Origin of the sequence: Streptomyces sp. CA-179760, from assembly GCF_050937045.1 — a bacterium.
Taxonomy (GTDB): domain Bacteria; phylum Actinomycetota; class Actinomycetes; order Streptomycetales; family Streptomycetaceae; genus Streptomyces.
Window position 1 is genome coordinate 32,599 of the sequence record NZ_JBNJLZ010000002.1, and the last position, 25,295, is coordinate 57,893.

The window sequence follows — 25,295 nt, forward strand, 5'->3', positions numbered from 1 at the left end:
CCCGCCCCAGGGCGAGCTCCGGCACGCCCGGGCAAGCGTCCGGCCGGCCGCGAACACGGACCGTTCCCGGCTGATGGCGGTGCAGAGCGCGCAGCCTGGGCGGTGCCGTGCACGTGCTACGGCACCAACGGGGCACGCGACTGCCGATCGGCATCCTGACCACGCACCACCCCGCCCCCGCCGGCTCGGCCGGGTTCTGCTCAACATCGCCCTCGGCCCTTCGAGTCGATGCGGCCTCCGCCGGGCCGCAGCAGCTCTGGGGCAGCGGCCGCAGGATGTGCTCGGCCGGTGCGTGGCCTCGAACCATGCCCGGCATGAGCGGGAACTCGCCCGGAGAACCGGCTCGAGAGCCTGCTCGCCCACCACAGCGCCGATGAAGTCCTGGTCTGTACGGCCCGAATCCTGCCCAGCCGGCATCACCACTGCATCCGGCAGCGCTGTGAGCCCATCCTGGGCGCTGCACCTTGCCGGGACGGCAGCCCACACCGCAGACCTCACTCATCACCCCTCCCCCTTCCAATGCTTTTCTTCTCTTTCGCGGAGCTCTTGTTGCACACGCCCACCGACGAACAGGCGCACGCTGCCGACGTTTTCCGGGCCGGTCACCATCTCGTCCTGCAGGCCGGCGCCGGGACAGGGAAGACCAGCACCCTCGGCCTTTTAGCGGCCGGCACTCACCGCCGCGGCCGCTACCTCGCTTTCAACAAGAACATCGCGCAGGACGCCGCCGGCCGTTTCCCCCGCACGGTGCTGTGCAAGACCGCCCATGCCACAGCCTTCGCCGCCGTGGGTCACCGCTACGCCCGCCGGCTCAACAGCCCCCGCCAGCCCGCGTGGAAGACCGGCCAGGCGCTCGGTATCACGCGTCCGGTCCGCATCGGCGCTCACGAGATCGGGCCCCGCGCGCTCTCCCACACCGTGCTGCGCACCGTCACCCGCTACTGCTACTCCGCCGACCGCATCCTGACCCGCCACCACGTGCCACGGCTGCGCGGCCTGGCCACACCCGGCGACCATGCCCGACTTGCCGACGAGGTCATGCCGTTCGCGGCCAAGGCCTGGGCCGACCTGCACAACCCCGATCAGGGTGTGGTCCGTTTCGAACACGACCATTACCTGAAAATGTGGGCCCTGACCGGGCCGACCCTCGAAGCCGACTTCCTTTTCCTCGACGAGGCCCAGGACACCAACCCAGTGCTGGAAGACGTCTTCGCCGCCCAGCGCGGCCATGCCCAACTCGTCATGGTCGGCGACTCCGCCCAGGCCATCTACGGCTGGCGCGGCGCCCGGGACGTGATGACCGGCTTCGACGCCACCCCTCTCACTCTGACCCGCTCCTTCCGCTTCGGCCCCTTGATCGCCGAGGAGGCCAACCGGTGGCTCACACTCGCCGACGCCCCCATCCGGCTGACCGGCAGCGACACCATCCCCACCGACATCGGCAGCCTCGACCGGCCGGACGCGGTGCTGTGCCGCACCAACATCGGCGCCATGACCGAAGTCATGCGTCTGCTCGCCGCCGGCCACCGCGTCGCCCTCACCCGCGGAGGACAGCAGCTGGCCGCGCTCGCCCTCGCGGCCCGCGACCTCAAGGCCGGCCGCCGTACCTCCCACCCCGAACTCGTGCTCTTCCCATCCTGGGGTGAACTGCAGGACTACGCCGCCCACGATCCCGCCGGACGCGACCTCCAGCCCTTCGTGGACCTCGTCGACACCCACGGACCCGACGCCATCCTCACCGCCGTCGATCAGCTCACCGACGAACAGCACGCCGACGTCACCGTCTCCACCGCCCACACCGCCAAGGGCCGCGAATGGCCCACCGTCAAAATCGCCGACGACTTCCCCCGCCCAAGGACACAGACCAGCACGACGCCCAAGGACGCCCCATCCCGGAACCCGTCAGCGACACCGACGCCCGCCTCGCCTACGTCGCCGTCACCCGCGCCCGCCACCACCTCGACCTCGGCGGCCTCTCCTGGATCAACACCCACCGCCCTGCAGCGAGCGCGGGCTGAAGCCGCACAACGGGTAGCGTCATGACCTGCGTTAACGCCCGGCTCCCCGCCGAGCAGCAGGCCCACCGGCCAAAGGAGGCCACACGATGACATTCACGGCCGCGGAACGAGAAGCGATCGCCGCCCACTCCACCGCTCTCGGCCTGTCCGCCGATGAGTACATCCGTCAGACGGCAGCCGCCCGGGCCCTGTCCTGGCAACGCGAGGGGGAAACCTTCCACGCAATGGCGCAGCGACGCGGCTGCACCGCCGACGAGCTGGTGCAGCGCGGAACCCTCACCGACAACAGCCACTAACAGCCCGCACCCACAGCCCCCGGGGACAGCTGCCACGCGAGAGGTGCGGCTCGTCCGACAAGGCCACTGCCGGTGGCCGACCCGCCGGTTCGGCCCGGTTCGCGTGCTCCGCCTTGCCCTCCGGGAAGGCACCGCTGACTGCCGCCCGGACCACACGAGTAAGACCCTCTATCGATAAAGTCGGCCTCGCAGGTCAGCAAGGGGCCATCCCCACGTAAGTAGGGGTCTATCCACGGCCGCACCACCGGCGGCGTCACCACCTGGTTCTTCCCCACGCGGGTGGGGGTCCGCCCTCAACGAACGCGGCCAACCAGCTGCTGAGCAGTAAGCGGGCGCCGGTCGAGTACTGCTTCGTGGACCGAGACGGGGCTCCGGAGCAACCGGCCCGTGTGGGGGCCCTGGCGGGTACAGCCAAGGACGACTTCTCGGAGTTGGCGGGTGCTGAATCGCCGGGTAGGGGCTGCTGGGTAGTCAGCGTTTGATGCGTCCGCGGATGGCGAGTGCTCCTAGGGCGAGGAGGGTGGGTTCGAGGAGACCGGAGGTCATCTCAATGTAGGTGCCGATGGTGGTGAGGTTCTGCCTGGAGGAGCGGAACACCACGGAGTTGACGACGACATGGGTGGCTCTCTCTGCGCGGGTCCAAGACCACCGCTGTGCCCATTCCTCATGTAAGACAGGGCCGGGAGTGCTGGTGTGGAGACTGATCTCGCTGCCGTTCAGGGTGCCGGTCGTAGCAAGATCGGGATCGCGGGTAGGCAGACCGAAGACCATCAGCAGCAGCGCGGTCAGTGACATGGCGGCAAGCAGCCAAGTGAAAGCGCGAGAGGCGCGCAGCCCGTAGCCGGAAGTGCCTGCCGAGTGAGTTCGGCTGGCCATGACGTCGTTCAGCGGCGCTGAGGCTGGCGCGTGAGGCCCAATCGCCGTGCGGGTGACAGGAGGTTGCCCCGCGGCCTGCCTCCCGCTGTCCACCCGCCCCTGCCTCTGAAGCACTCCGGGACAGGCCGGAGCCCCCATCAGACCCAGAGCGCTTCTCCCGTCCGAGTGCACGTTTACAACAGAACGGCGTTCTGGTCAGCAGGTTGCGTTTGGGGCAGGGCGCGGGCAATCGACAGGGAACCACCAGCCGGTTTGTGACTTCTTCGAATTCATTCTACGGTCTGTCTTCAACTTCGTCTGCCCGGCGGCCTCTTGGGTTCGATCCTGAGGGCTGAGGGACTGACTTGCCCCTGAGGAGAAGACACCGTGTTACGCGCATCGCTGCCGAAGACCGTTCGGCGAAACCTGGGCGAGCATCCCGTCGCCAAGGAGTTCCACCCTGAGCGCAATGAGGGACTGACAGCAGAGGAGGTGCCCTACAGCTGGAAGACCAAGGTGTGGTGGCAATGCTCTGCGAACCCTGCTCACGAATGGTCCGCGACGGTCAACAATCGCACCAAGCCGCAGTCCACCGGTTGCCCAGCCTGCCGAGGCAAACGCCTCAGCGGACAGGTGCCCTTTGAGCGAAGCCTGGCCGCCATCTCTCCAGACGTAGCCAAGGATCTCAACCCGGAACGTTCCGGATTCACCGCCTCAGAGGTGCTCAACGGCAGCAAGAGCGTGGCCTGGTGGCGGTGCCTGGCGGGACACCCGGACTACGACATGAGCGTGAACTCCCGGACCAATGCGACCCGCCCGCAGGGCTGCCCGTACTGCGCACGCAAGCGTCTGGCTCGCGAGCACAGTCTCGCCGAAGTCGCCCCCGACGTGGCACTGGAGTTCGACGCGCCGGTCAACGGCACGACGGCCCACGAGATCTTCGCCCAGGACAACCGGGTCCTGGCCTGGTTCTGCCGGAGTCACCCGGAGCACCGCTGGACGGCCAGTCCGAACAACCGGGTCGGCAAGGGGTCTCGATGCCCCTTCTGCAGCGGAGCCCGGGTGTGGGACGTTAACCGCTTGGCGAGCAACCGGCCTGATATTGCCCGCCAGTGGGACCACGAGCGCAACGGCGCGCTCAGCCCGCGCGACGTATCGGTCGGCTCCAGCCGGATCGTCCACTGGGTATGCCCGAAGGGGCCCGACCACCGCTGGCAAGCTCGGGTCTACAAACGAGCCAGTGGGCAGGGCTGCCCTTACTGTGCCGGAAACAAAGTGTCCACCACCAGCAGCCTTCTCGCCATGCGCCCCGATCTGGCCGTCCAGCTCGATCCGGTCAGATCCAAGATCAGCGCAGCAGAGCTGACCTCGGGCAGCAGCATGAAGGTCCACTGGATCTGTCCGATCAACCGGGAGCATGCCTGGATCGCCACCGTCGCAAACCGCACAAGGGGCGGCACGGGCTGCCCCCACTGCAACATCCCGGGAACCTCCGCCCAGGAGGTGCGGCTGGCCGCGGAGCTGTCGGTCGTCCTCCCTCTGGATCCCGACCTCCGCACCATCCGCACCGCCAAGGGCATCGAACGGGTGGACATGTACATCCCGGAACTCTCTCTTGTTCTCGAATTCGACGGCTCGTACTGGCACGAGAGCACAGCCGAGATGGACGCAGCGAAGTCACAACGCCTCGCCGATGCCGTCGACCATGCGGTCCGTGTCCGAGAGCATCCGCTCGAACTACTCAATCCCATAAAAGATGTGAACGTGCCTTTCCTGTCTCCGGCACACGAAGCTGCGGTCATAGTTCTCGAGCACCTCGTCCGGCTCCGAGTCATCCCGCCACAAGTGCTGACTCGCTATACCAGCTCACCAGGCCCCAGGGCAGCCGAAGCCGCCGAAGCCCGCCTCGACGAACTGCGCCGCCGAGCCAGCCAGAAGTGATCGCGAACCGTTCCTGATGTCAGCGATCGGTCATGCCGCGTTATGGGTAGTGCTCGTCTCGGTGCTGCCCGGGGTGCTCCTGGCGGTGACCCGGAGCTTCAACGAGACGCTCGCCGGTATCTCCCGCTTCCGCACGGAGTCGATGCGGCGCCGGCGCGAAGACGAGTTGCTGGGCAAGATCATCGACATTGACGCGAATGGAGGCCTGGGACACATCGAACGGGTACGACACGAGCGCCCACTATGTGCTGCCACGCCCGCCGTTGACCCGGCCCCTCCCACCCCGTCGGGCGACGCCCTGCCGTCCGATTCACCCCCATGATCGCGGAGGCCACGGACAGCGGCCCCGCCTGCCCCTACGAGGCGCCGGGCCTGCTGGCTGCCCAGTTCGGTTTCGGGCAGCACGGCCCCTGGACGGCTACGGTGGGCCATACGTGACAGGGCCTTCAGTCGACGTGGCGTTGGGTGGGGTCGAGGCGACTGAGGACGGCGCGCACCAGGTCCCGGCTGTAGGGAGGAAACGGTGCGGCTGCGCCCTCTGGCGCAGCCGGTTGCGGCGGACCCGCGCTACCGGGCCCCTTCGCGTCGGTGCCGCCGTGCTCGTCCCAGAGCAGGTAGGTGATTTTGGCCCATTGGCGGAAGTTGCCGTGGCAGGCGGCGTCGTCGATCCACAGCAGTTCGTCTGCGGGTACGTTCGCCCACAGCGGGTGGTACTCGGGGATGACGGTGAGGACTTCGGTGGGTGTGAGGGGCTTGTAGCGCTGCCAGACGAGGATGCGGGAGTCCAGCGCCGGACGGTTTTTGATCTTCTGGTAGCAGGTTTCGGCGCCGATCAGGACGACGGCGAGGCGGGTGTCTTCGTCGTCCCAGAGTTCGCGGATGAATTCGAAGGCCCGGGTGTCCAGCCACTGTGCTTCGTCGACGACCAGGACGCGCGGGGTCTCCGACAGTGCTTCCTTGAGGATGGTTTCGCAGCGGGTGCTGTTGAGGGGGGCCTCGCCGGGAAGGTCGAGTCTTTTGTACAGGGAGGCGCGCAGGGCCTGGATTTTGGCGGAGCCGACTTTGATGCGCAGGGTGGTGTGGGGGGCGAGGTCGTCGAGGTGGCTGTTGACGGCGAAGGTTTTGCCCAGGCCGACGCCGCCGTGGACGCACATGATGGCGCCTTTGCCGGCGTCGGCGTTGAGGGTGGTGTGGAGGTTGGCGTAGGTCTCTGCGCTGGCCTGGGTCAGCATGGCGCGGGCGCCGGGTAGGCCCATGTAGTGGTAGTTGGGGCCGGCGGTTGGCTGGTTTTCGGGCGTGGTGGTCGGGTGGGTCACTCGGTGTCCTGGGGTTTGGGGTCGGGCCGGGGTTTGGTCCAGCGGGCGGAGTCGGGCTGGGGCCGGTTGAGGAGGTCGGGCCGGGCTTCGGCCTGCAGGTGACCTTCCGGTGTCTGCAGTTCGCGTAGCTGGGCGGCTGCCTGGCTGGCGGTGAGCCGGTTGAGGGGTTCGGGCGCGGCGGTGACGCTGGTGGCGGCGTAGCGGGGTGAGGCGTTCTTGCGTGCTCGGCGGGCTTTGGCGGCGTAGCGGTCGGCTTCGCGTCGGCGGGCGTTGCGTAGCGCACGGGCTTGGCGGGGCTCATTTCGTCGCTGCGGAAGGCGGGGCCGCGGTAGGTGAGGGTGTCGGCGTCGTAGAGCTCGATGCGGTGGTAGTGGTGGGGTTCGTGGCGCAGGCGGACCATCTCGCCGGCGCTTGAGTGGCCGTGCATCCAGTCGCCGACGTAGTAGGCGCTTTTCCAGCGGACGCCCTTGCTGGTGATTTTCAGGGGTGGGCCGGCGTCGGTGAGGGTGTAGGTGTGCAGGTCGGCAGGGTCGAGGGTGTCGATGGGGGTGAGGTCGGCGTGCCAGGCTTGGGCGGGGGTGCGCCGGTGGAGGCGGGCGATGGTGTGGTCGTTGTTCCACCAGTCCACCCAGTCGAGGACGACGGTGATGAAGGTTTCGTAGTCGAGGAGTTCGTCCAGGGCCCACAGGGGCTGGCCGCGGCGGTCGCGGCGGCTTCGGGGGGTGTGGGCGTAGCCGGGCAGTCCTTTGAACAGCATGTGTTTGGCGGCGCCGTTGATGGCTTCGACGGTGCCTTTGAGGTGGGGGCTGTAGGGCGGCAGGACGATCAGTTCGGTGCCGAATTTTTTGAACGCCTCGTCCACGCACTTGCCCAGGAAGTCACGGCCGCGGTCGGTGCGGATCTTGCGGGGGATGCCGCCGAAGGGCCGGTGGTGATCCGTGCAGAGGATGGCGTCGCGGGCGGCGGCCAGGATGGCGTCCTGGCTGGGCTGGTGGGGGGTGATGGCCAGCCCGCAGATGACGGCGGTGGAGTGGTCGATGAACCAGGTGATCCAGGGTTTGCTGCGGCGTCCGTCGATGTTGACGAAGACGCTGGCTTCGACGTGGTCCGTCTCCCAGACGTCGTTGCGGTTGCCGTGCGGGCGCAGGGCATGGACGTCGTGTCGGCGGCGGGCTGCTTCGCCCCCTTTGAGGGCGGCACGCTGGCCGGGCGTGAGTTCCCGGTCTATTGCGCGGTAGAAGGTTGCCCGGGATACGCGGGGCGGCCTGCCGAAGATGCCGTCGGCGACGAGTTCGCGGTAGGTGGCTGCCGCGTTGCCGTTCCAGCGGGCCAACGTGTCGTGCATTGCCGGGGTGAGGGTTAAGTGGCGGCGGCCTTGGGGGTGTAGGTGCCGTTGTGGGTGGTGGCGTTGTCCATCCAGCGGCGCACGGTGCGCCAGTGGACGGTGAAGGCGGCTGCGACGGTACGCACGTCGTAGTGGGTCAGGCGGTCGGCATTACGCAGGCGCAGTAGGCGGCGTACGGCGGCGGCGCGCAGGGAGGTGGTGTCGTAGGGGCCGTCGGGTGGTGGTGTGGCGGGCACGCGTCGGGGTCCTTCTTGGGGTGGCGCGCGTCGGGGCGCGGGTGGGTCAGGCTGGGGCGAGGGTGAGCAGGCCGGCGCCGTAGGGCTTGCCGCGGCCGATGCCGGTGAGTAGGGCGTGGCTGAGTTGGTCGGGGTCGGTGATGGTGGCCAGGCCGTCGAAGCGGGTCAGTGCGTGCAAGGGGCCGGGAGAGTGGGCTTGTTCGCCGGGCTTGTCGGCGCGGCGGCGTGTGCGGGGGAAGCGGGCGGGGGTGATGTCGGTGGTGGCCAGGGTGAGGCCGGCTTGGTGGGCGCGGCGCTGCCACCAGGCGAGGGCGTCGTCGCCGTAGAGGGCGACGACTTTTCTGCCGTGCTTGTTGTCGACGGGGTGGTGGTCGTCCAGGACGCGGCGGGCGGCGCTGGCGTTGGCGGTGATGCGGTAGCGCACCGCTCGGCCGGGGGTCAGGGCCTGGAACATGGGGTGCAGGGGTCGGGTTTCGGCGGTGCCGTAGTGGTGGGGCAGGCGGGTGAGGTTGGGCGGCTGGTGGGACTGGACGAGCAGGGTGGGTGGGGTGCCGTCGGTGGCGTCTTCCAGACGGAAGAGCAGGCCGGCCTGCCGCCGGGGGTTTTCGCCGAGGTCGTCGGGGGCCAGGAGCATCACGCTCTTGTGCAGCCTGACGGCGTCGGCCAGGTCACGGCGGGCGGCCGGGCTGCGGCGGTTGAGGCGGATGCGGGTCAGTGTCGCTGTGGTGGCGAGGGCGGCGGTTGGGGTGCTGGTCACGGCGTGGCGTCCTGGTGGATGTAGGCGGTCAGTTCGGTGAGTGCGGGGGGTGGGGCGTACAGGGTGGCGGGCAGGTCTTCGGTGGTGTGCCAGGTGCGGCGGGTCTTGTGGAAGCGCCGTGTGGGGGTGAAGTCGTGGGGGACGTCTGCGATTTCGCGTTCGCTGTGCGCGGCGGGTACGTGGGAGGGCGGGTGTTCCCAGACGAAGGCGACGGGCACGGTGGCCTGGTCGGTGCTCGGTGGTGTGGTGAGGCTGAGCGGGACGTGGTGGAGGAGTTCATTGATGGGGTCGGGGTGCGGGCCGCCGAGGACGAGGGGTTCGTTGGGGAGGCAGGCGCGCCGGCCGAGGTAGGGGCCGAAGGCGGGTTGTTCGAGCCGCTTCAGGAGGTGTTCCAGGAACGGGTCGGGTCCTTGGACGGCGAGGGTGAAGACGGCGTCGGCGAGGTAGACCCGTTCGGTGATGAGGGTGGACTTCTCGCGGGGGCGGTAGGCGCCGCTGCTGGTGCGCAGGCCCTGGCGGTGTGGGCGGCCGCCGCCGACGGTGTGGTAGTCGGTGTGCCGGGTGCCGGGGCGGTCGATGCGGACGGTGAACGTCAGGTCGGTGTAGGGGTTTTGGCCGGTGGCCGGGTCGGGGGCGAGGGCTTCGTTGCGGGGGCGTGCGTCGGCGGCGGCGAACAGGCCTATGAGGGCTGAGCGGGAGGGGAAGGGGAGGGTGTCGCGGTAGTGGAAGGCGGCGTGTTCTCCGAACGACATCAGTGGTGCGGCCAGGCGCAGCAGGATGCCGTTCATACGGGGGTCCCGGTGGGCAGGGCCGCGTTTTTGGTGAGGGCGTCGATGAGGTCGTCGAGGCCGGCGTGGGCGGTGCCGAGGTGGTCGACGGGGCCGGGGTGCAGGGTGGCGTAGCCGCAGCCGACGAGGCGGCGGGTGCCCAGCAGCCGGTTCAGCCCGGCGGCATGCTCGGACAGGGCTGTGATGGCGGGATCGGTGTAGCCGCCGCCGGGGGCGTGCTTGACGGGCTGTTCGAAAGCGGCGGCGTAGGAGACGGGGCGGCGGTCGCGGATCGTGTAGTGGACCAGGTGGGGGTAGGTGTGCGGGGCGGTGGAGGTCTTCTTCGCGCCGGGCATGACGTCGATGAAGGCGTCGGCGAACAGGCTCAGCAGGTGCAGGGCCTGGTCGTGGTCGCCGTTCAGGTTGCGGGTCAGTTCGGTGAGGTTGACCGTGGCGTAGCGGTAGAGCAGGCCGGTGGTGAAGAACGCGGTCTGCAGGTGGGCGCTGCCGGCCTCGTTCGGGGCTGCCCAGTCCTCGACGGCGGTGAAGTAGTCGGGCTGGGGTGAGCTGGCATGGACGGTGAAGGCGGGGGCCATCTGCACGGCGCCGTCGACGTGGGCGTCGGGCACCTCGGCGAGCATGCGTCCGAAGAGGTTGATGGTCGCGGTGCGCCGGCGGATCACGGAGGCAACCCTGGGTGTGGGCAGGACGGCCTCCGCCTTGGGCTTCTTCTTGCGGGGTCCCTTGGCCGGGGCGGTCTGTGCGGCGGTTTCCTTGGCGAGGGCTTCTTCTAGGTGCGGGCGGTGTTCGGTGCACAGGTCGGTGAGGTCGTCTAGGACGTCGCGCGGCAGGTAGAGGGTGGCCGAGGTGATGCCGCGCTGGTTTTCCTCGGTCTTGAGGCCTTCCGTGGTGGCCGAGCGCACGATCTGGGTTCCGGCGAAGGCGGCCAGGTCGGTGGGCCAGTCGGCCGCGCGCAGGGCGTCGGCCACCCGCAGGGGCAGCATGCGGGTGCGGGCGGCGTGTTCGTCCAGGACGTCCTCCAGGCGCAGGCGCACGGCCCGCTTCCAGGACTGCGAGGACACCAGGGCGCGGACCACGCCGCCCAGGTTCAGGGTCTTGGGCAGGTCGTCCTCTCCTCGGTTGAGGAGGGAGGCGGGCAGCGGGTGCAGGATGTGGAAGTCGGCGTAGCGGGCGGGGGCGTAGGCGGTCATGTCACTGTTCCTTGGACGTCAGGGTGTGCAGGGTGAGGAAGTAGTTCTCGCGCCATCGGGCCGCTATCTCGAGCTGGTCGTCGTCCCACCAGGCCAGGTCTTCCAGCAGGACGGCGAAGTCGAGGCGGGCGGCGCGGCGGCTGTTCAGGTGGCCGGTCAGCGTCCACAGCCTCGGGTGCAGCAGCGAGGTGTCGAGCCGGGTGAGGGTTTTGACGCGGTTGGTCATGGTGGCTTCCTTGAAGCCGTAGCGGGCCACGGCGATGGCGAGGTGGGTGCCGAGATCGGGACGGCGGCGCCAGGGCCGCTCAGCCGTGCTCGCCGTCGGCGCCGAGCCCGGGGGGTCGGATGCTGGAGCTGTGTTCGCGGTCGGTGTGGTGGCGTCCTGGTCTTCGCCGGGGGCGGGCTGCTCCGGCTGGTAGGGGCCTTCTTGGTGGGGCAGGTCGCGGTGCAGGGCGATGAGTGAGGCCACGGTGTAGTGGGCGCGGCGGGCTCCGAAGCCGGCGATGTGTCGGGTGAGGTGCTCTGGCATCCGGGAGCACTCTGCGACGGGCCGTCCGAAGCCCGAGTTGAGGTCGGCGCGGATGCCGTTGACCGCGCACAGGGTGATGACCTGGTGGACGAAGTCGTCGTAGTGGGCGCGGCGTTGCGTGGTGGTGACGGGCATAGGGGCGGCAGCTTCCGATAAGGCGGCAAGAAGGAGTGGGCAGAGGGCTGTGGTGAGGGCGGGTCAGCGGCTGCGCTGGCGTAGCTGTGCCAGGGCGGTGGCGACGGCTTCGGCGGCGCGGAAGTGCTGGGCGATCGCCGGGCGGGTGGCGGTGCGCAGGGCGTCGATGGCGTCTGCTGCGAACGCCGCGCGGGCGCTGCGGGCGGGTTCGTTCAGCAGGTTCCAGAAGGTGGACTCGGCGCGGGGCCAGTACAGGGTGCGGGCGCTGCGGGTCCAGGGCGGCAGGTGGCGGGGGCTGCCGGAGTTGGTGGTCTGCTTCCAGGCGTCCTGGGAGAGGCGGTCGAGGTGGGTGCCGATCTCTTCGGCGGCCTTGCGGCATGCGGCGATCCGCTCGGCCGCGGCCGGGTCGCATTCCTGCGTCCAGGGCCAGATCGGCGGGGTCAGGGCCGTGTACCAGGTGCGGTTGGTGGTCTTGCCGTCCTGGTCGAATCCGTAGACCCGCACCCGCAGGGCGGCGCGCAGGTCGGGGGGCAGGTCGTTGAGGGTCGTGAAGGCGTCGGGGCGCTGGACGGTGTAGTGGCCTTTGCCGCTCTTTGCCTGGGTGCCTTTGCGGTCGTCCTCGTCACCCGCCAGCAGCAGCGCGTCCAGGTCGCGCCACAGGGCCCGGTCGGCGTCCGCGCGGCGTGGTCGGTGGCGTCGGGTGACCGGTTCGTCGGCGTGGACGTGATGGATGAGATATGGGTCGAGGGCCGGGAGCTTTTTCTGGGTGGCCCAGGTCAGGTAGGCGTCGGTCACGTGGCGTCCGTCCGGTGCCGGAATGAGGAGGACGGCGTGGCGGGAGCGGCCGGTCAGCAGACGGCCCGGTGAGGACACCGGCGGCGGCGCGGCATCGGGGTCCGGGCCCTCGACGGGGTCACCGTCGTCGGGGTCGGGGTCAGGGTGGGGCAGCGGCTCCTCCCACGGGCAGCGGTCCACGGCGTCCGGCCACGACGGGTCGGGCTTGGGTATGCCGGCCAGGAGGGTCTCGTACAGGGTGCGGCCCAGGGGGTGGAAGGACAGACTCGAGCGCAGTGGGCCGGCTTTGGCCCGGTTGAGGGAGCGGTCGCCTACGGTGCGCACGGACCACTGTCCGGCCGCGCCGTAGTAGTGGTGGATGAGCAGGTGCCACAGCGCCTGGGCGCTGGGTACCGGCTGCGGGTCGCTGTCGGAGTGCGGGCTCAGCCAGGAAAGGTTGTTGCCTTCGGGGCGGCCGAAGACGAGCTTGTTGACGCCGGCGCGTTGCGGGCACTGGCTGGCCAGTCTCGGGTCTTGCAGGAATGGCCGCACCGGGTGGAACAGGTCCCAGATGTAGTTGTCGAAGTAGGCGTGGACGGCGTCGGGGTCGAACCCGGCGGGATGCGTCAGTAACTCGCGGCGGCGGGCTGCCCACTGACGTGCTGTCATGCGTCGTTCTCCTCGTGCGTCCAGGCCGCTGATCCGTGCGGCCATCACAACGAGCAGGCGCAGGACGGCGGATGCCGCCGGCGGCACCGGCAGTGCCAGGTCCTTGATGAGGTGGGCGCGCAGCAGTACGTCCCGCCATCCCAGCTCCTCCTGGTGCCCGTCCGGGAAGATGACGGGAATGCACGGTTCTTTGTCGGTCTGAAAGTGCGGTAAGGACACACAGGCTCCATGCCGGACGTGAAGAAAAAGAGGGGTCTGGGAAGGCTTACGTGTGGCGCCAGAATTCTGCGCAGGCCGAGGCGCCAGGGGCGCGGGGCGGCAGAAAGGAATAGCGGAAGGGCGCCCGGGGCGCGTGCCGGGTCAGGCCACGCCAGTGTGCTGCCCCTGCGACGCGGGAGTACCAAGGGTGCGGTGCACACAGCGCAGCAGGCAGGGCGCGCGAGGCCGGGATCGAACGTCAGCCCGGGCTCCGCATTTCCATATTAGTCATAGACAAGCAGCTTCCGAACCACATAGTTCAGCGGGAAATTACCGGTCGGTGCCCCTTTTTTGAACGGAAGTCATTTCCGGTTGCGGCCCTCAATCCGCAACTGCGGCGCAGCGGATGCCTTCTCTCATTTCGATGTCACCGCCAACTCTCGCTCAGATGTCACGTATTTCCGCCTGGTTCAAGCGGCGAAGCAGTGGCATCAAGTGAGAAGCCCTGGCGGCCCGGCACGAGGACTCCCAGCCCCTGTCTTCTGGCGTCGCACTGCTGCGTACCTCGGGCACGGAAAGCCGCCCGGGGCGGCAGGCGTAACCGTGCCGTTCGCGGCGTGGGCTGTCTGGCGTGGCGACCGCGCAGCGCCGCGGCTTGCCCACTCGGTACGGCACACGGCGGGCGTTGGTCCCGTCCAGCAGCAACGGCACGCCTGTGAGAGGAGTTCGGGCGGGCAGTGTGCGGCGGGGAGGCGGTTCAGTCCTCGGTGTAGACCAGTCCCAGGGCGTCGTCGAGGTGAAGACAGTGCCGTCCGAAGCGCGCCGGCCGGGTGGGATCGCCGGCGTCTTGCGGGAGCAGGACGAGGTCGGCGAGGAGGGCGTGGCTGCGCCATGGGGCGGGGACGTGGTGGTCTCGTGCGCGGCCGGCGACCCAGGCGGCGGGGACGGGCAGGGTGTGCTGGAGGATCGTGCGGATCTGTGCGGTGGTCGGTTTGCGGTGCTCGGGCAGCGGCTGAGTGCCGGCCGCGTCCAGGGTGAGGCGGCCGTCGGGTGTGCGGTAGACGGGCAGGAGGCGGCGGGGCATGGCTCCCAGGCGGGTGGCGGCCTCGCGGGGGTGCAGGTTTTGGCGGTGCAGGTCGGACAGCGAGAGGGTGTCGTGCCAAGGGGGCACGAGGTGCAGGGCGCTGTGGTGTTCCTCGGTGCGGGTGCGGGCCTGGTGCAGGGTGTGGCTGCGGCGCAGGGCGGCGTCGGTGCGGGCGAGGGCGTCAGCGTCGCCGTGCACGGCCTCCACCAGTTGCTGCACGTCGTCGGGCAGGGTGAGCGGCTGCTCGGGCCGTCGGGCGAGGTAGGCGGCGGTGGCGAGCGGCAGGAACGGGGAGTCCAACGGGCGCCAGGCGGGCGGCAGGAGGGTGCGGCCGCGATGGTCGGTGGGGTCGAGGACGATCAGGCGGGGGCGGTCGCTGGACAGCCAGGCGGGTCGCTTGATGTGGTCGAAGCGCCACAGGCGGCCCAGGCGCTGCAGGAGGGTGTGCAGGGGTGCCAGGTCGCTGACCATGACGTCTACGTCGATGTCGAGGCTCATGTCCAGGAGGCTGGTGGTGACGACCACCAGGCGCCCGGGGCGCTCGCCGGTCGAGGACAGAGCGGTGCGGATGCGGCGGGTGAGGGCCTCGCGGCGGTAGCCGGGCAGGCGGGCGTGCAGCAGGAGTAGCTGCTCGCCGGGGCCGCCGTCCGGCCAGTCCAGGCCGTCGCGCAGGTGTGCGTAGGTGGTCTGGGCGTCGGCCATGGTGGCGCAGTACACGGCCGCGCAGCCACCTGATCGAGCGACGGGGGCGATCTCCTTGGTGATGCGCTCCAGGCGGGCTTCCCGGGCGGGGGTGTCCTGGGGGTCGGGGCAGGAGGGGTGGTGCACCGGGTGGAGACGAAGGTCGGCGCGGCGGCGGTGGCGGTCGGCGTGGGCTTCGGCCGCGGCTGGGGCGATGCGAGTGAGCGAGGCGTCCGAGGCGGCGGCGTAGAGCCAGCCGGGATAGGCAGGCCGGCAGTCCAGGTGGGCAGTTGCGGAGTGCGGGTGGCCGGCGCCGTCGAGATAACTGCGGACGAGCTGGCTGCTGATGTCGCCGGGCAGAGTTGCGGACAGCAGCACCACGGGGCAGCCCAGGGCGCCCAGCCAGTGCAGCAGCCGGGACAGTGTCTGCCGCATGAACGGGGGCAGGGCGTGGACCTCGTCGACGATGACGGTCCGACCGCACAGGGCCAGCATGCGCAGGGCGCTGAAGCGGACCGGCAGGGCGGCCATGAGGGCCTGGTCGTGGGTGGCGACGGTGAACTGGGCCAGCACGGCCCGGTCCCAGCCGCGCAGCCAGCCGTCAGGCACCGTCACGCGTTCTTCGGGCCGCTCCCCCGCAGCCGGCCTGCCCCCGTCATCGTCGCCGTCGTCGCTCTCGGGCCAGTAGGCGTCGCTGGTGGAGGGTTCGTGGGCGGCCAGGCGGTGGTCAGAGTAGGCGGCGTTGTCGTAGGCGTGGCTGTGGACCAGGGAGACCGGGGCGTGCTCGGGATGGTGGGCCGCGACGTAGGCCTCGAGGAGGTCGTAGGCGGCGTCGGTGGTGGCGATGGTCGGCAGCAGCCACAGGATGCCGGCCGTGTCGCCGGAGGCGTTGAAGATCCGCGCTGCTTCCAGCGCGGTAACGCTCTTTCCGCCGCCGGTGGCGTCGGTGACCACCAGAATGCCGGGCCCCTTCTCCCCCACCACGGCAGTGAGTTGCCTAATCACCGAAGCCTGCAGGTCGTTCGGCCTCTCCAGGCCACCATGGGCCTGGGTGAACGGCACCTCTGGCAGGGTGATGCGGGTCAGCCCGGACTCCTCGACCACGGCGGGGGCGTCCCGGACGGCCTGTGCGTAGTGCTCGCCGGCAGCGAAGGCGGGTGCCTGGGCCCTGGGCAGCCAGTAGTGACGCTGGCTGGCCAGCCGGTCCGCGATGATGCCGACCCCGGTGATCAGCACGGCCGCCCGCACTGACACATCCGAGGGCACCGCGGTGGCGCCGGTCAGATGGCGCAGCAGGGCGAAGTAGCGGCGGCGCAGATCCTGCCAGGCCGGCCCGCCCAGCGTGAGGTTGACCCTGGAGGCTTTGGCCGCGCCGTCGATGTCGACCTGCAGGAACCGGCCATGGTGGCCGCCCAGGATCTGCGCGACGAGCGCTCCGGGGCTGTCGGAGGTGTCCGCCGGATAGCCGGCCTCTGCAAGCAGGTGCAGCACACTGTGCATGGACGCCCGTTCGTGCGGCATACGCCGCCAATTGCGGGTGTCAGCACGTAGAGTGTCGCTGACTCGGGCCCAGGGATGCGCCTCCTGTTCCTGGAAAGCGGACAGCTTGCCCAGATCGTGCAGGCCGGCGATGAACATCATCAGACAGCGCGACTCCGCCAAAGGCAGCCCCAGTCCTGCCGCGATCAGCCGACGCTGACCGCGGGTCAGATACCGGTCCCAGAGCACGCCCGCGAGCGCCGCGACATCCAGCAGATGAAACAGCAGCGGATACACCGCCCGCTCTCCGCGGTCGAACTTGCCCCACGGCGTCAGATCGATCCCGCCGCGCCGGGCATCCTCCCGCACCCCCACCGAATGCTCCCGCTCCGCTCTACGCCAACCCACCCTGGAGTCAAGGGTGTTGCGGCTTATCCTGCCGCATGCAGAGCATCTCCCCCGGTACGCGCCCCTGGGAGGGCAGGGTGTAGCCTACGATCCGATCTCACCAGTTTCCTCATCCCGTGAGGGTGCGCCCCTGCTGGTCATCACGGGCCGCTCAGGAACCTGTGTTTCCCCACACGCGTGGGGATCAGCCGTACAGCAGGGCGGCCGGCTGGACGACATGCGGCCCTCTCCAGACTCGTGGGGGTCTGTCGACCTTTCCCCGGTCGACAACGATCGTCTTGGGATGCTCCCCACAGACACGGGGGCTTCTCTCAGGTCTGGGATGCCGACCACGTGCAGCCCCCGTCTTCCCTACACATGTGGGGGTCGTTCGTTTTCCTACATGCTCCGAGCCTTTATACGGTCGCCCTCCCCACACGCGTGGGGGTCTGCCTCCCGTCGTCGAACAGATTTTCCTGGGCCAGCGGTCTCTTCTCCACGTGCGTGGAGGTCTGTCCAGCGTGTTGATACTGCCGAAGGTCCGCTCGACGTCTTCCCCACACACGTGGGGGTCTGTCAGTGCTGGTCTACTTAAGTCTCGTCCCCGGCGCGAACTCCCCACATGCGTGAGGGTGTATCCCAGGTCTGGGATGCCGACCACGTGCAGACCCCCTCTTCCCTACACATGTGGGGGTCGTTCGTTCTCGTACATGCGGCGAACCTTGATGCGGTCGCCCTCCCCACAAGCGTGGGGTCACTCCTCCCAAGCCAGAACGCGGGTCGCTGACCTTGGTGCTCCCCCCACACGTCGGGGTCTGACGACTCTTGCCGTCAACTCCACCACATCAGGGCTCAGCGCTGGGCCGCCAGCCTCTCCTCTTGCCTGCTTACCCAGTCGCTCACCCGCCCGATTGTCTCGTCCGGCTTCGGCAGCGCTGAGTACACGACGAACTCCGCGTAGTTCGGGTCGTCGATCGACAGCGGTGGCAATGGATACTCGCGCAGCCTGGCCACCAGGTATCCGGCGGCCAGTAGGTCACGGGACTTCTCGATGTCGAGGTCAACCTTGTCCGCGTGCCAGTAGGAGCCGTCGTACTCGATGGCGAGCTTCCGCTCCCCTGCCGTTTCGACCGTGATGTCGACGAGCCAGCTCGCGCGCCGGGCGAATGCCTCGTGCCGCACTGACTGGCCAGATGATGCCCGGCCGAAGGCACGCTCCGCGGCTGCCCAGTGTTCAAGCTCTATGCGGGACTTGCCATGCTCCCGGCACTCGGGGCAGCCGCTGCCGTTAGCCCGTGAGGACAGGGCCGCCTGCCATGCGTGATCCGGGTTTGCGGAGCATATCCAGGCAGGTGTGAACAAGGTCTGGCCGGTCGGGCGCACCTGCCACGCGGACAGCGGATTGGCCGGCGACCACTCCGCCGCCAGATCAGGGAAGTGGTAGGCGAGCGAGTCAAGGATCGTGCGGCACTCCGGACAGCGCAGGCGCTGGCCCTGTTCCCGACGGGCCGGTGTCTCCTGCCACTCGTGGCCGCAGTCTTCATCTCGCCACCACACGAGCTTGCGTGAACCGGGCGACACCTTCGACAGTGGAGTCTTGCCGTTCTTGGTCGGGTGCCACTGTGCGGCGATCTCGGCGTTGAGTCCGAAGGCCTCAGGATCGACCTCGATCGCCTCAAGACGCGACGCGCGTGTGTCCTGGCCGCGACAGGACGGGCAGCCGTTACGTAGATACGTGAGCGGAGACTGGCGACAGCGGTGCCCTCGCGGGCAACATAGCTGACGGTGCCGATAATCCGCGACCATTACGGTCCGGGGATCCGTCTCGTCGTCCCAGGCGGCAAGCAGCTCGGGCAGGTCCGCGACCGGCGTCGCCTGGTAGCGCGCGTGCTCCGCCTCCTGCTCAGCGCGTCGCTTCGGTTCGCACTCCGGACACTCGCGCATGTTGACCATGGCGAAGATCCGTTTCCTGAACCGCAGTCCGCAGTCGGGGCAACGCCAAGCCGCCTCCCGCCGGGCCTTGACGGTGACGGTCTCCCAGGTGGCGGCGTCGTTCTGCTCGTGGTCCCACCAGTCGAGGACGGGCAGTTCGCTGTCCTTGAGGAGGTCACGCTGTTTGGACCCGGCGGGCTTGGTCGTCTGCCGCTCACGCCGAGGGTTGACCTGGCACTGGCAGCCGAATCCGATGTCCCCCAGCCTCGCGGCGCTCAACCGGCCGCAGTAGCGGCACCGGACATGGTGCGGGTCGTCGGAGAAGGAGGGCGCGGTCAGTGCGCTGACGTAGTCGTATCCGTTCTTTTCGGCGTGCTCCCGCGCCTCGGCCTGCGGAACCGGGTTCAGGTCGGCGTACGCGCCCATGGCCTGGCGAGCCTTCCGTGCCCACTGCCGCCAGTAGCAGGCCCGGCACGTCGCTTCCCCATAGGCGTTCTTTTCCAGGGTGTACTCGAAGCGATAGTGCGCCTCGCAGCCGCATGCCAGGCACCGGGTCAGACGCCACGCCTTCGGTTTCGTGAAGGGCTCTAGCGGTTCCAGGCCGCCCTCACGCAGCATCTGCGTGATGTGGGCGTCACACCAGGTGCTCTTCGTACGTGTAGAGAACGCGGCAGGCTGCCCGCAGTCCGCCTCAGAGCACAGTTGGGTCGTCTTACGGGACGGTAGGGAACTCACGTGCGGATTCTCGCAGGCGTGCCAGGGCACGAAGTGACGTAATTGCTTCTTCCTTGCTGACGTCACTCGTCAGCTGCCGCCCAGGGTCTCCTAAGGGGTCCTAACAAAGGCGTTGGACATGCCGGTGGGTGATGAGGCAGGTGGCGAGTCCGAGGAAGGCTTCGTGGATGTCGTCGCGTCGCTCCCAGCGGATCCGCAGTCGGCGGAAGCCGTGCAGCCAGGCGATCGTGCGCTCGACCACGTAGCGGAAGACGCCCAGGCCCGAGCCGTGTTCGACGCCTCGTTCGGCGATGACCGGGCGGATCCCGCGAAGCCGAAGGAGGCGGCGGTACTTGTCGTGGTCGTAGCCGCGGTCGGCGAGGAGTGCGTCTGGCCGGTGTCTGGGGCGGCCGACAAGGCCGGCCACTGCCGGAACCTTGTCCAGCAGGGGCAGCAGCTGGGTGACGTCGTTGCGGTTTCCGCCGGTCAGCGACACCGCGAGCGGGATGCCCTGGCCGTCGGTGAGGACATGGTGCTTGCTGCCCGGCCGTGCGCGGTCGACCGGGCTGGGTCCGCTTTTGGGCCGCGCCGAGCGGCCCGCACGTGGGAGGAGTCGATCACCGCCCGCGACCAGTCCAGCTTCTTCGCGGCCCGCAGCCTTTGCAGCAGCACCAGGTGCAGTTCGTCCCACACGCCGGCCTCGTTCCAGGCGGCCAGGCGCCGCCAGCACGTCATGCCGGATCCGAAGCCCAGCTCCTGGGGCAGGTACTCCCACTGGATGCCGGTGTGCAGCACGAACAGAATCCCGCACAGGGCCTGCCGGTCGGGGACCCGCGGCCTGCCCTCCACCAGCTTGGGACCCGGCTCGGGCAGCAACGGCTCAATGAGCGACCACAGTTCATCCGACACGATCCATGGCCGCGACTGTCGTTTCCCCACGAACAGCCCAACGACCACCCAAGCCGAAAGTCACATGATCAACAACTTCTGTTAGGACCTCTACGCGAAAAGGGTCCGCAACGCCTGCGGTGAGAGGGCCAAGCCCTGTGACGCCCCCACAGCGGCCGCAGGAGGCGCTCCCGCACCACAATCACCGCGCTTCTGGTAATACCAAGCCACCGCATAGTCAGGCAGTTCAAGCAGGACCGCCCCTGACAACCCCCACCAGGCGGCGGCTCCACCAGTGCGGCCAGCTCAGGTAAAGTGAGCAAGAATATGCCCTACCGGTCTCTAGAACCGCAGGTGAGCAAGGGTCTTCCCCACACGCGTGGGGGTCTGTCCAGGAACTCATCCGCGCACTTATGTCACCGGCAGTCTTCCCCACACGCGTGGGGGTCTGTCCTGCCGGTGCGCGACCTGCGTCCGCCAGCCCCTGTCTTCCCCACACGCGTGGGGGTCTGTCTTCCTCGACGTGCTGAATGGGCTGCTGGAGGAGGTCTTCCCCACACCCGTGGGGGTCTGTCCACCCTTCCCCAGCACTCCGGACACGCAAGCTCGTCTTCCCCACACACGTGGGGGTCTGTCCATCACCGACACCGTCACCGCCCGCGCCATGCTCTCTTCCCCACGTATGTGGGAGTCCCCCCGACGGTGACGATCTCGACTTCGGACGCCCTGCCTTCCCCATGCAGGTGAGGGTCTTTCACTACGGACGAACCGTCGGAGCACCGTGCTTGCGTAGTCCCACTCGGTCTCCGGCCCATGAACTCGTCCCGGCCCTCAGCGGGATGGTGATTGATGGTCGACCGGCGGACGGACACAGCAACCAGTAATGCCCGGTCACAGCGCTCGGGTTCATTCGCCCTCAACGGCGGTCTTTGGGGATCTTCTCGACCATCACGCACGGCTCCCACCTAGCAAGGTCAAAGCACAAAACAACAGGTCAGATAGCCACTCCTATGGCCTTCTCGTTTCGTTACGCTGGGGATTCTCACACCGCGTCACCAGAACTTCTCACTAGACGTCACCACTTCTGGACTCTCACCAGTAGAGACGCAAGGCATCCAAATGAGAACAACTGGTGACACCGAAACGAGAAGTCGCACCCCCAACCAGATGTGGGCCGCCCTCGTCGCCGTCGCCGGCCACGTGCCCGTCCCGCTGACCGGCCACGACTATCTCGAACTGCTGCCCGTGCGCTGGCAGGCCATCACCGCCTCCGGCATCCGCATCCACCACCGCACCTACGACGCGGACCTCCTCGCCCCCTACCGCGGCCAGCCCTCCCCCATCACGGCGCGCGGCGGGAAATGGGAGATCCACCACAACCCCCACGACGTCCGTCAGATCTGGGTCCGCCTGCCCGACGGCCACCTGACCGAGATCCCGTGGATCCACCGCGACCACGTCCACCAGCCGTTCAACGACCACACCTGGCAGCACATCAGAACACTCGCCCTGCACGACAACCACAGCGATACAGAACAGTACGAAGCCGACCTCGCCGACGCCCTCGACCAGCTCATGCGCCGCGTCCACAGCGGCCACGCCACCAAACCCGAACAAGCTCTGCTGGCTCGCACCTCAGCCATCCCCCTTCCCACAGCCCGCCATCCGGAACACGACGCGCAGGCCGTCGGCAACTCCACGGACTGGGACGAGGACGACAGCATCGACGACCTCGACGACCTCCCCGACGACGACACCCCCGCGGCCACCGGATTCGGGCTCTACGACGCACACGAGGAAGCCGACAAGTGGTAACCCCCCGCCCGCGCACCGACCACGCCACCCGTGCCGGCGACACCAGCCCGAGCGCCGCCCGGGCCCACACCGCCGCCACCGGCACAGGCGGCGGTGCAGCCGAGCCGTCCTGGCCCCTGACCACCTGGCAGGGCTGGCACCAATTCGTCACCACCGAACCCCTCACCCCGCCCCAGCCCGGCCAGCCACCCCGCAGCCCGGAGGAACGCCTCGCCTACCACTCCGCGTTCGTCACCATCCGCACCCCCGCCATCAGCCAACTCGCCACCCAGGTCCGCACCCTGATGATCCTCGGCCGCCACCAACAGACCACCGCACGGCCCTCGCTGATCGTCACCGGACCCGCCGCAGCCGGCAAAACCACCGCCCTCCTGAGCGTCGGCCGCACCTGCCACCTCGCCCACACCCGCAAAAACCCCACACCGTCCGGATCAGCACACACGGCTGTACCCGTCGCGTACGTCCTCGTCCCGCCCGGCGCCACCGCGAAAACACTCATCACCGAATTCGCCCGCTACCTCGGCATCCCCACCACCCCCCGCATGACCCAGACCCAGATCACCGACGCCGTCTGCCACACCTACACCGCCGCTGGTGTCCAACTCGTCCTCATCGACGAAATCCACCGCCTCAACCCCCGCACCACCACCGGCGCACAGGCCGCCGACCTCCTCAAAGACCTCACCGAACGCCTCCGCGCCACCTTCGTCTACGCCGGCATCGACGTCACCGACACACCCCTCTTCTCCGGCACCCGCGGCGCCCAACTCGCCGGACGCGCCACCCTCATCACCTGCGGCCCCCTCCCCGCCCGCCACGGACCACGCGAACCCTTCCGCGACGTCATCACCGACATCGAAAACAACCTCGACCTCACCCACCACAAACCCGGCACCCTCCCCCGCCACGCCCCCTACCTCCACCAACGCACCGCCGGCCGCATCGGATCCCTCACCAGGCTCATCCGCCAAGCCGCCATCACCGCCATCTGCGACGGCACCGAACGCATCAACAAGCAATCACTCGACGCCATCCGCCTCGACCACCTCGCCGAGCAACACAGCCGCCCCACACCAAAGCGCTGACCGCCCAACTCAGGTGTCGCCCCATTCCCGCAACAGTGCGAAACCGGCCGTACTGAGCTGTTCAGGAAGCGACACGGCCACATCGCTGGGAAACTCTGCCCTGGCAGGCAGTCGCACTGAACGGGGGCGTGTAGCTGTGGCGAGAGCAAAGACGAAGGCGCAGTCCCGCAAGGGCTATTACCGGGCAGCGCACTACGTGAAGCCATCCTCGACGTCCAGCCGATGGAAGAAGCCGTCCCTGGGGCTCATCCTGGGCGCCGCTGTGCTGCTCATCGCCGCATGGAACACCCTGTTCTCAGACGGCTCCGACAGCTCGGACAAGACGCCTCACCCCCAGCCGTCCAGTGTCTCGGCCTCTGCGGTCCCCGGTCAGTGATCCCGCCTGCGGCGCAAGGCCGACAAAGGGCGCTGCCACGCTCTGGCCTTCTCAGGCCCGCCGTCATCGGTGACGTCCGGGCCCGCCGTCTTGGCCGGCAGGTTCTGCGCGCGCAGCTGCTGCCAGGCGGTCTGCCACTGCGTGATCTGTTCATCGGGAACACCGCACGCTGAGAGGTAGAGGGCCGTGGTACCCCAAGTCGTCGGAAGAGTGCTGCGGTTGAGCAGACCGCCGACGGTGCCGGCCGCTATACGTCCGGCCGAACGCTCACTGACCGCCCGATGAGTCAGCCCACTGACCACCCGCACCTCCGCGAGAGCGGTGAAGAACCCCGTCACGGTACGGATCGCGCGCGGATCCGGCCAGGGACGCTCCCCCGCATCCGCACCCGCCGCCCCAGCAGCAATGGGCGCGGCCGGCAGATCCGCGTGGTTACGCCCGAGCGCGACCTGGGCACCACTGTTGCGGTCCCGCGCCTGCGGAACAGGATGCCCGCGTGCCTCCATCGTCAGGCGCAGGTGCCGGTACAGCACCCCGAGGTCAACCAGCGCGGGACCGCCGGGTATGCCCTGCCGCAGGGCCTCCAGCAGAGCCCCGGTGAAGGCCGTGTAGGTCTCCCCCACCGGCGCCAAGGCAGTACGGGTCTCGGCGGCGGCCGCCAGCAGGAAACTGCCCTCCACCGCAGCCTGGTCGGCTAGCCCCGTCCCCGCGCTCATCCTCCCCAAAGCCAGGCCGCTGTAACAGCAGTCCAAAATCACCACATGCCGCTCGGCACGGGAGTCCAGCAGCAGCACCTGGCGCACCCAGTCATAGGGCAGACCGGTCTCGATACGGCCGAACTCGGTATGCGGCAGAGCCAGAACGAGCTGATCCTGGGCATCGACCAGTCCGTGCCCGGCAAAGTAGACGATCAGTGTGTCGCTGGCCTCGGCGGCCGCCTGCCGCACCGCGCCCACCACCGCCTGCGCAGCAACGGGATTCTCCACGACCGTCACATGCCGGGCAGGCAACTGCAACGACAACGGCCCGCACAGCAGACCAGCCAAGGCCTGCACGTTCTGCGAGACAGCCGGCAACTGCTCCAGATGCTCATACCGGCTCGTGCCCACCAGCACAGCCCTTGAGGCCCCCGGATCGGGCAGCACACTCACCGATCCCCGCCTTCACCGCCGCCGACGGCCTCAAGCGCCCGAACCGCCCGCGCGATCTCCTCCTCAGAACCCTCCACAAGGACGATGACCGTCTCCCCGCGCCGGATCTCCACCCGCGGCCGCTGCGGCCGGCTCTGCCGCCACGCCGTGACCGCCAGCACGAACGACGCCGCGCTCCACCCATTGCCCGTCACCAGCTCAAGCACATCCAGGACCGTGCCCATCTCCCCCGGCCCCGGCACACCACCCCGCACCCCCACCGCAACAGACCGGCGCACCACAGGATCCGCACGCAACCAGCCCTGCAGCGAACGCAACTCCCCCGCACCCAGCCCAACCTGCAGCTCTAACCGCACCCCGGCCTCCCCTGATCCGTACGCGCATCCACCGACCATGCACAACCGATCAGGAAACCCGCTCCAGCACAACACCGCCCCCGACCAGACAAAAAGCCCCCTGAGCAGCACAAACACCCGCCGAGCCTTTTGATCCTACCGATACCTACAACAAGCCCAACTCTCCTCAACACACCACCAACAACTCCAGTTCAAGCCCCTGACCACCCTCCCCAAGCCACTCCATCCAACCTCTCAGCAAACCAACAACACACCAGTCCAGCCGCCGTCATCTACACCAACAAGCCCCCTCCGAGCGTC

At 68.7% G+C, this 25,295-nt stretch carries 18 protein-coding genes, 2 pseudogenes and 1 CRISPR repeat array; of the genes and pseudogenes, 7 read left to right on the forward strand and 13 right to left on the reverse strand.

Annotated elements, in window-relative coordinates; all coding sequences use genetic code 11:
* Positions 1 to 549: 549 nt before the first annotated feature.
* A pseudogene (locus ACQEV8_RS42540) lies at positions 550 to 2,018 on the forward strand (UvrD-helicase domain-containing protein).
* Between the two features lie 86 nt (positions 2,019 to 2,104).
* The gene (locus ACQEV8_RS42545; protein WP_432973601.1) at positions 2,105 to 2,314 is read left to right on the forward strand and encodes a hypothetical protein; all 210 of its coding nucleotides are present in this window, start codon (positions 2,105 to 2,107) and stop codon (positions 2,312 to 2,314) included.
* A 471-nt stretch (positions 2,315 to 2,785) separates the two neighbouring features.
* On the opposite strand, the gene ACQEV8_RS42550 is transcribed toward ACQEV8_RS42545, so the two are convergent.
* A complete protein-coding gene (locus ACQEV8_RS42550) occupies positions 2,786 to 3,109 on the reverse strand; it encodes a hypothetical protein (RefSeq protein ID WP_432973604.1) in 324 nt (107 codons plus the stop codon).
* A gap of 447 nt (positions 3,110 to 3,556) precedes the next feature.
* On the opposite strand from ACQEV8_RS42550, the gene ACQEV8_RS42555 reads away from it, so the two are divergent.
* Complete coding sequence (locus ACQEV8_RS42555) at positions 3,557 to 5,110, forward strand: zinc-ribbon domain-containing protein (RefSeq protein ID WP_432973607.1); 1,554 nt, start codon at positions 3,557 to 3,559, stop codon at positions 5,108 to 5,110.
* A gap of 16 nt (positions 5,111 to 5,126) precedes the next feature.
* Positions 5,127 to 5,432: a hypothetical protein gene (locus ACQEV8_RS42560; protein ID WP_432973610.1), complete on the forward strand. Its 306-nt coding sequence runs from the start codon at positions 5,127 to 5,129 to the stop codon at positions 5,430 to 5,432.
* A gap of 124 nt (positions 5,433 to 5,556) precedes the next feature.
* Here ACQEV8_RS42560 and ACQEV8_RS42565 read toward each other — a convergent pair whose 3' ends face one another.
* Positions 5,557 to 6,426 (reverse strand): AAA family ATPase, encoded by an 870-nt coding sequence (locus ACQEV8_RS42565; protein ID WP_432973613.1) that lies wholly within the window; start codon positions 6,424 to 6,426, stop codon positions 5,557 to 5,559.
* A 514-nt stretch (positions 6,427 to 6,940) separates the two neighbouring features.
* Between ACQEV8_RS42565 and ACQEV8_RS42570 the strand changes: the two genes are divergently transcribed.
* The gene (locus ACQEV8_RS42570) at positions 6,941 to 7,789 is read left to right on the forward strand and encodes a hypothetical protein (RefSeq protein ID WP_432973616.1); all 849 of its coding nucleotides are present in this window, start codon (positions 6,941 to 6,943) and stop codon (positions 7,787 to 7,789) included.
* Here the strand turns inward: ACQEV8_RS42570 and ACQEV8_RS42575 are convergent.
* The 9 genes and pseudogenes from ACQEV8_RS42575 to ACQEV8_RS42615 all read right to left on the reverse strand — a co-directional run bounded on the left by ACQEV8_RS42575 (position 7,786) and on the right by ACQEV8_RS42615 (position 20,281).
* Entirely contained in the window at positions 7,786 to 8,007 is a 222-nt protein-coding gene (locus tag ACQEV8_RS42575; RefSeq protein ID WP_432973619.1) for a hypothetical protein, read from the reverse strand. The two genes, ACQEV8_RS42570 and ACQEV8_RS42575, sit on opposite strands and share 4 nt — an antisense overlap.
* Positions 8,008 to 8,053: 46 nt before the next feature.
* Positions 8,054 to 8,764 carry a type I-E CRISPR-associated protein Cas6/Cse3/CasE gene (gene cas6e, locus ACQEV8_RS42580; protein WP_432973622.1) on the reverse strand — a complete coding sequence of 237 codons (711 nt, stop codon included), beginning with the start codon at positions 8,762 to 8,764 and terminating at the stop codon, positions 8,054 to 8,056.
* Complete coding sequence (gene cas5e, locus ACQEV8_RS42585) at positions 8,761 to 9,552, reverse strand: type I-E CRISPR-associated protein Cas5/CasD (protein ID WP_432973625.1); 792 nt, start codon at positions 9,550 to 9,552, stop codon at positions 8,761 to 8,763. The genes cas6e and cas5e overlap by 4 nt, the downstream gene beginning before the upstream one ends.
* The gene (gene cas7e / locus ACQEV8_RS42590; protein WP_432973628.1) at positions 9,549 to 10,742 is read right to left on the reverse strand and encodes a type I-E CRISPR-associated protein Cas7/Cse4/CasC; all 1,194 of its coding nucleotides are present in this window, start codon (positions 10,740 to 10,742) and stop codon (positions 9,549 to 9,551) included. The genes cas5e and cas7e overlap by 4 nt, the downstream gene beginning before the upstream one ends.
* Before the next feature lies 1 nt (position 10,743).
* A complete protein-coding gene (locus tag ACQEV8_RS42595) occupies positions 10,744 to 11,406 on the reverse strand; it encodes a type I-E CRISPR-associated protein Cse2/CasB (RefSeq protein WP_432973631.1) in 663 nt (220 codons plus the stop codon).
* A 63-nt stretch (positions 11,407 to 11,469) separates the two neighbouring features.
* Positions 11,470 to 13,068, reverse strand: coding sequence for a type I-E CRISPR-associated protein Cse1/CasA (gene casA, locus ACQEV8_RS42600; RefSeq protein WP_432973634.1), 1,599 nt, complete (start codon positions 13,066 to 13,068; stop codon positions 11,470 to 11,472).
* A gap of 736 nt (positions 13,069 to 13,804) precedes the next feature.
* Complete coding sequence (locus tag ACQEV8_RS42605) at positions 13,805 to 16,666, reverse strand: CRISPR-associated endonuclease Cas3'' (protein ID WP_432973637.1); 2,862 nt, start codon at positions 16,664 to 16,666, stop codon at positions 13,805 to 13,807.
* An 864-nt stretch (positions 16,667 to 17,530) separates the two neighbouring features.
* Complete coding sequence (locus tag ACQEV8_RS42610) at positions 17,531 to 19,228, reverse strand: zinc-ribbon domain-containing protein (protein WP_432973640.1); 1,698 nt, start codon at positions 19,226 to 19,228, stop codon at positions 17,531 to 17,533.
* A gap of 217 nt (positions 19,229 to 19,445) precedes the next feature.
* Positions 19,446 to 20,281 (reverse strand): annotated as a pseudogene (locus ACQEV8_RS42615) (IS5 family transposase).
* Positions 20,282 to 20,576: 295 nt separating this feature from the next.
* Positions 20,577 to 20,848: a CRISPR direct-repeat array (repeat unit 28 nt; unit sequence GTCTTCCCCACACGCGTGGGGGTCTGTC).
* 483 nt (positions 20,849 to 21,331) lie between these two features.
* Between ACQEV8_RS42615 and ACQEV8_RS42620 the strand changes: the two are divergent.
* Both ACQEV8_RS42620 and ACQEV8_RS42625 read left to right on the forward strand, forming a co-directional pair.
* Complete coding sequence (locus ACQEV8_RS42620) at positions 21,332 to 22,027, forward strand: Mu transposase C-terminal domain-containing protein (RefSeq protein WP_432973643.1); 696 nt, start codon at positions 21,332 to 21,334, stop codon at positions 22,025 to 22,027.
* Between the two features lie 116 nt (positions 22,028 to 22,143).
* Complete coding sequence (locus ACQEV8_RS42625) at positions 22,144 to 23,112, forward strand: TniB family NTP-binding protein (protein ID WP_432973652.1); 969 nt, start codon at positions 22,144 to 22,146, stop codon at positions 23,110 to 23,112.
* Positions 23,113 to 23,481: 369 nt separating this feature from the next.
* Here ACQEV8_RS42625 and ACQEV8_RS42630 read toward each other — a convergent pair whose 3' ends face one another.
* Together ACQEV8_RS42630 and ACQEV8_RS42635 are read right to left on the reverse strand one after the other, a co-directional pair.
* A complete protein-coding gene (locus ACQEV8_RS42630; protein WP_432973646.1) occupies positions 23,482 to 24,639 on the reverse strand; it encodes a caspase family protein in 1,158 nt (385 codons plus the stop codon).
* A complete protein-coding gene (locus ACQEV8_RS42635) occupies positions 24,636 to 25,112 on the reverse strand; it encodes an effector-associated constant component EACC1 (protein WP_432973649.1) in 477 nt (158 codons plus the stop codon). Before ACQEV8_RS42635 ends, ACQEV8_RS42630 begins: the two co-directional genes overlap by 4 nt.
* Between the last annotated feature and the right edge of the window lie 183 nt (positions 25,113 to 25,295).

Coding starts and splice junctions, on each gene's coding strand:
- ACQEV8_RS42550 (WP_432973604.1), bottom strand. CDS start 3,109: ATGTCACTGACCGCGCTGCTGCTGATGGTCTTCGGTCTGCCTACCCGC.
- ACQEV8_RS42620 (WP_432973643.1), top strand. CDS start 21,332: ATGAGAACAACTGGTGACACCGAAACGAGAAGTCGCACCCCCAACCAG.
- cas7e (WP_432973628.1), bottom strand. CDS start 10,742: ATGACCGCCTACGCCCCCGCCCGCTACGCCGACTTCCACATCCTGCAC.
- cas5e (WP_432973625.1), bottom strand. CDS start 9,552: ATGAACGGCATCCTGCTGCGCCTGGCCGCACCACTGATGTCGTTCGGA.
- ACQEV8_RS42560 (WP_432973610.1), top strand. CDS start 5,127: ATGTCAGCGATCGGTCATGCCGCGTTATGGGTAGTGCTCGTCTCGGTG.
- ACQEV8_RS42595 (WP_432973631.1), bottom strand. CDS start 11,406: ATGCCCGTCACCACCACGCAACGCCGCGCCCACTACGACGACTTCGTC.
- ACQEV8_RS42610 (WP_432973640.1), bottom strand. CDS start 19,228: ATGCTGCGTGAGGGCGGCCTGGAACCGCTAGAGCCCTTCACGAAACCG.
- ACQEV8_RS42545 (WP_432973601.1), top strand. CDS start 2,105: ATGACATTCACGGCCGCGGAACGAGAAGCGATCGCCGCCCACTCCACC.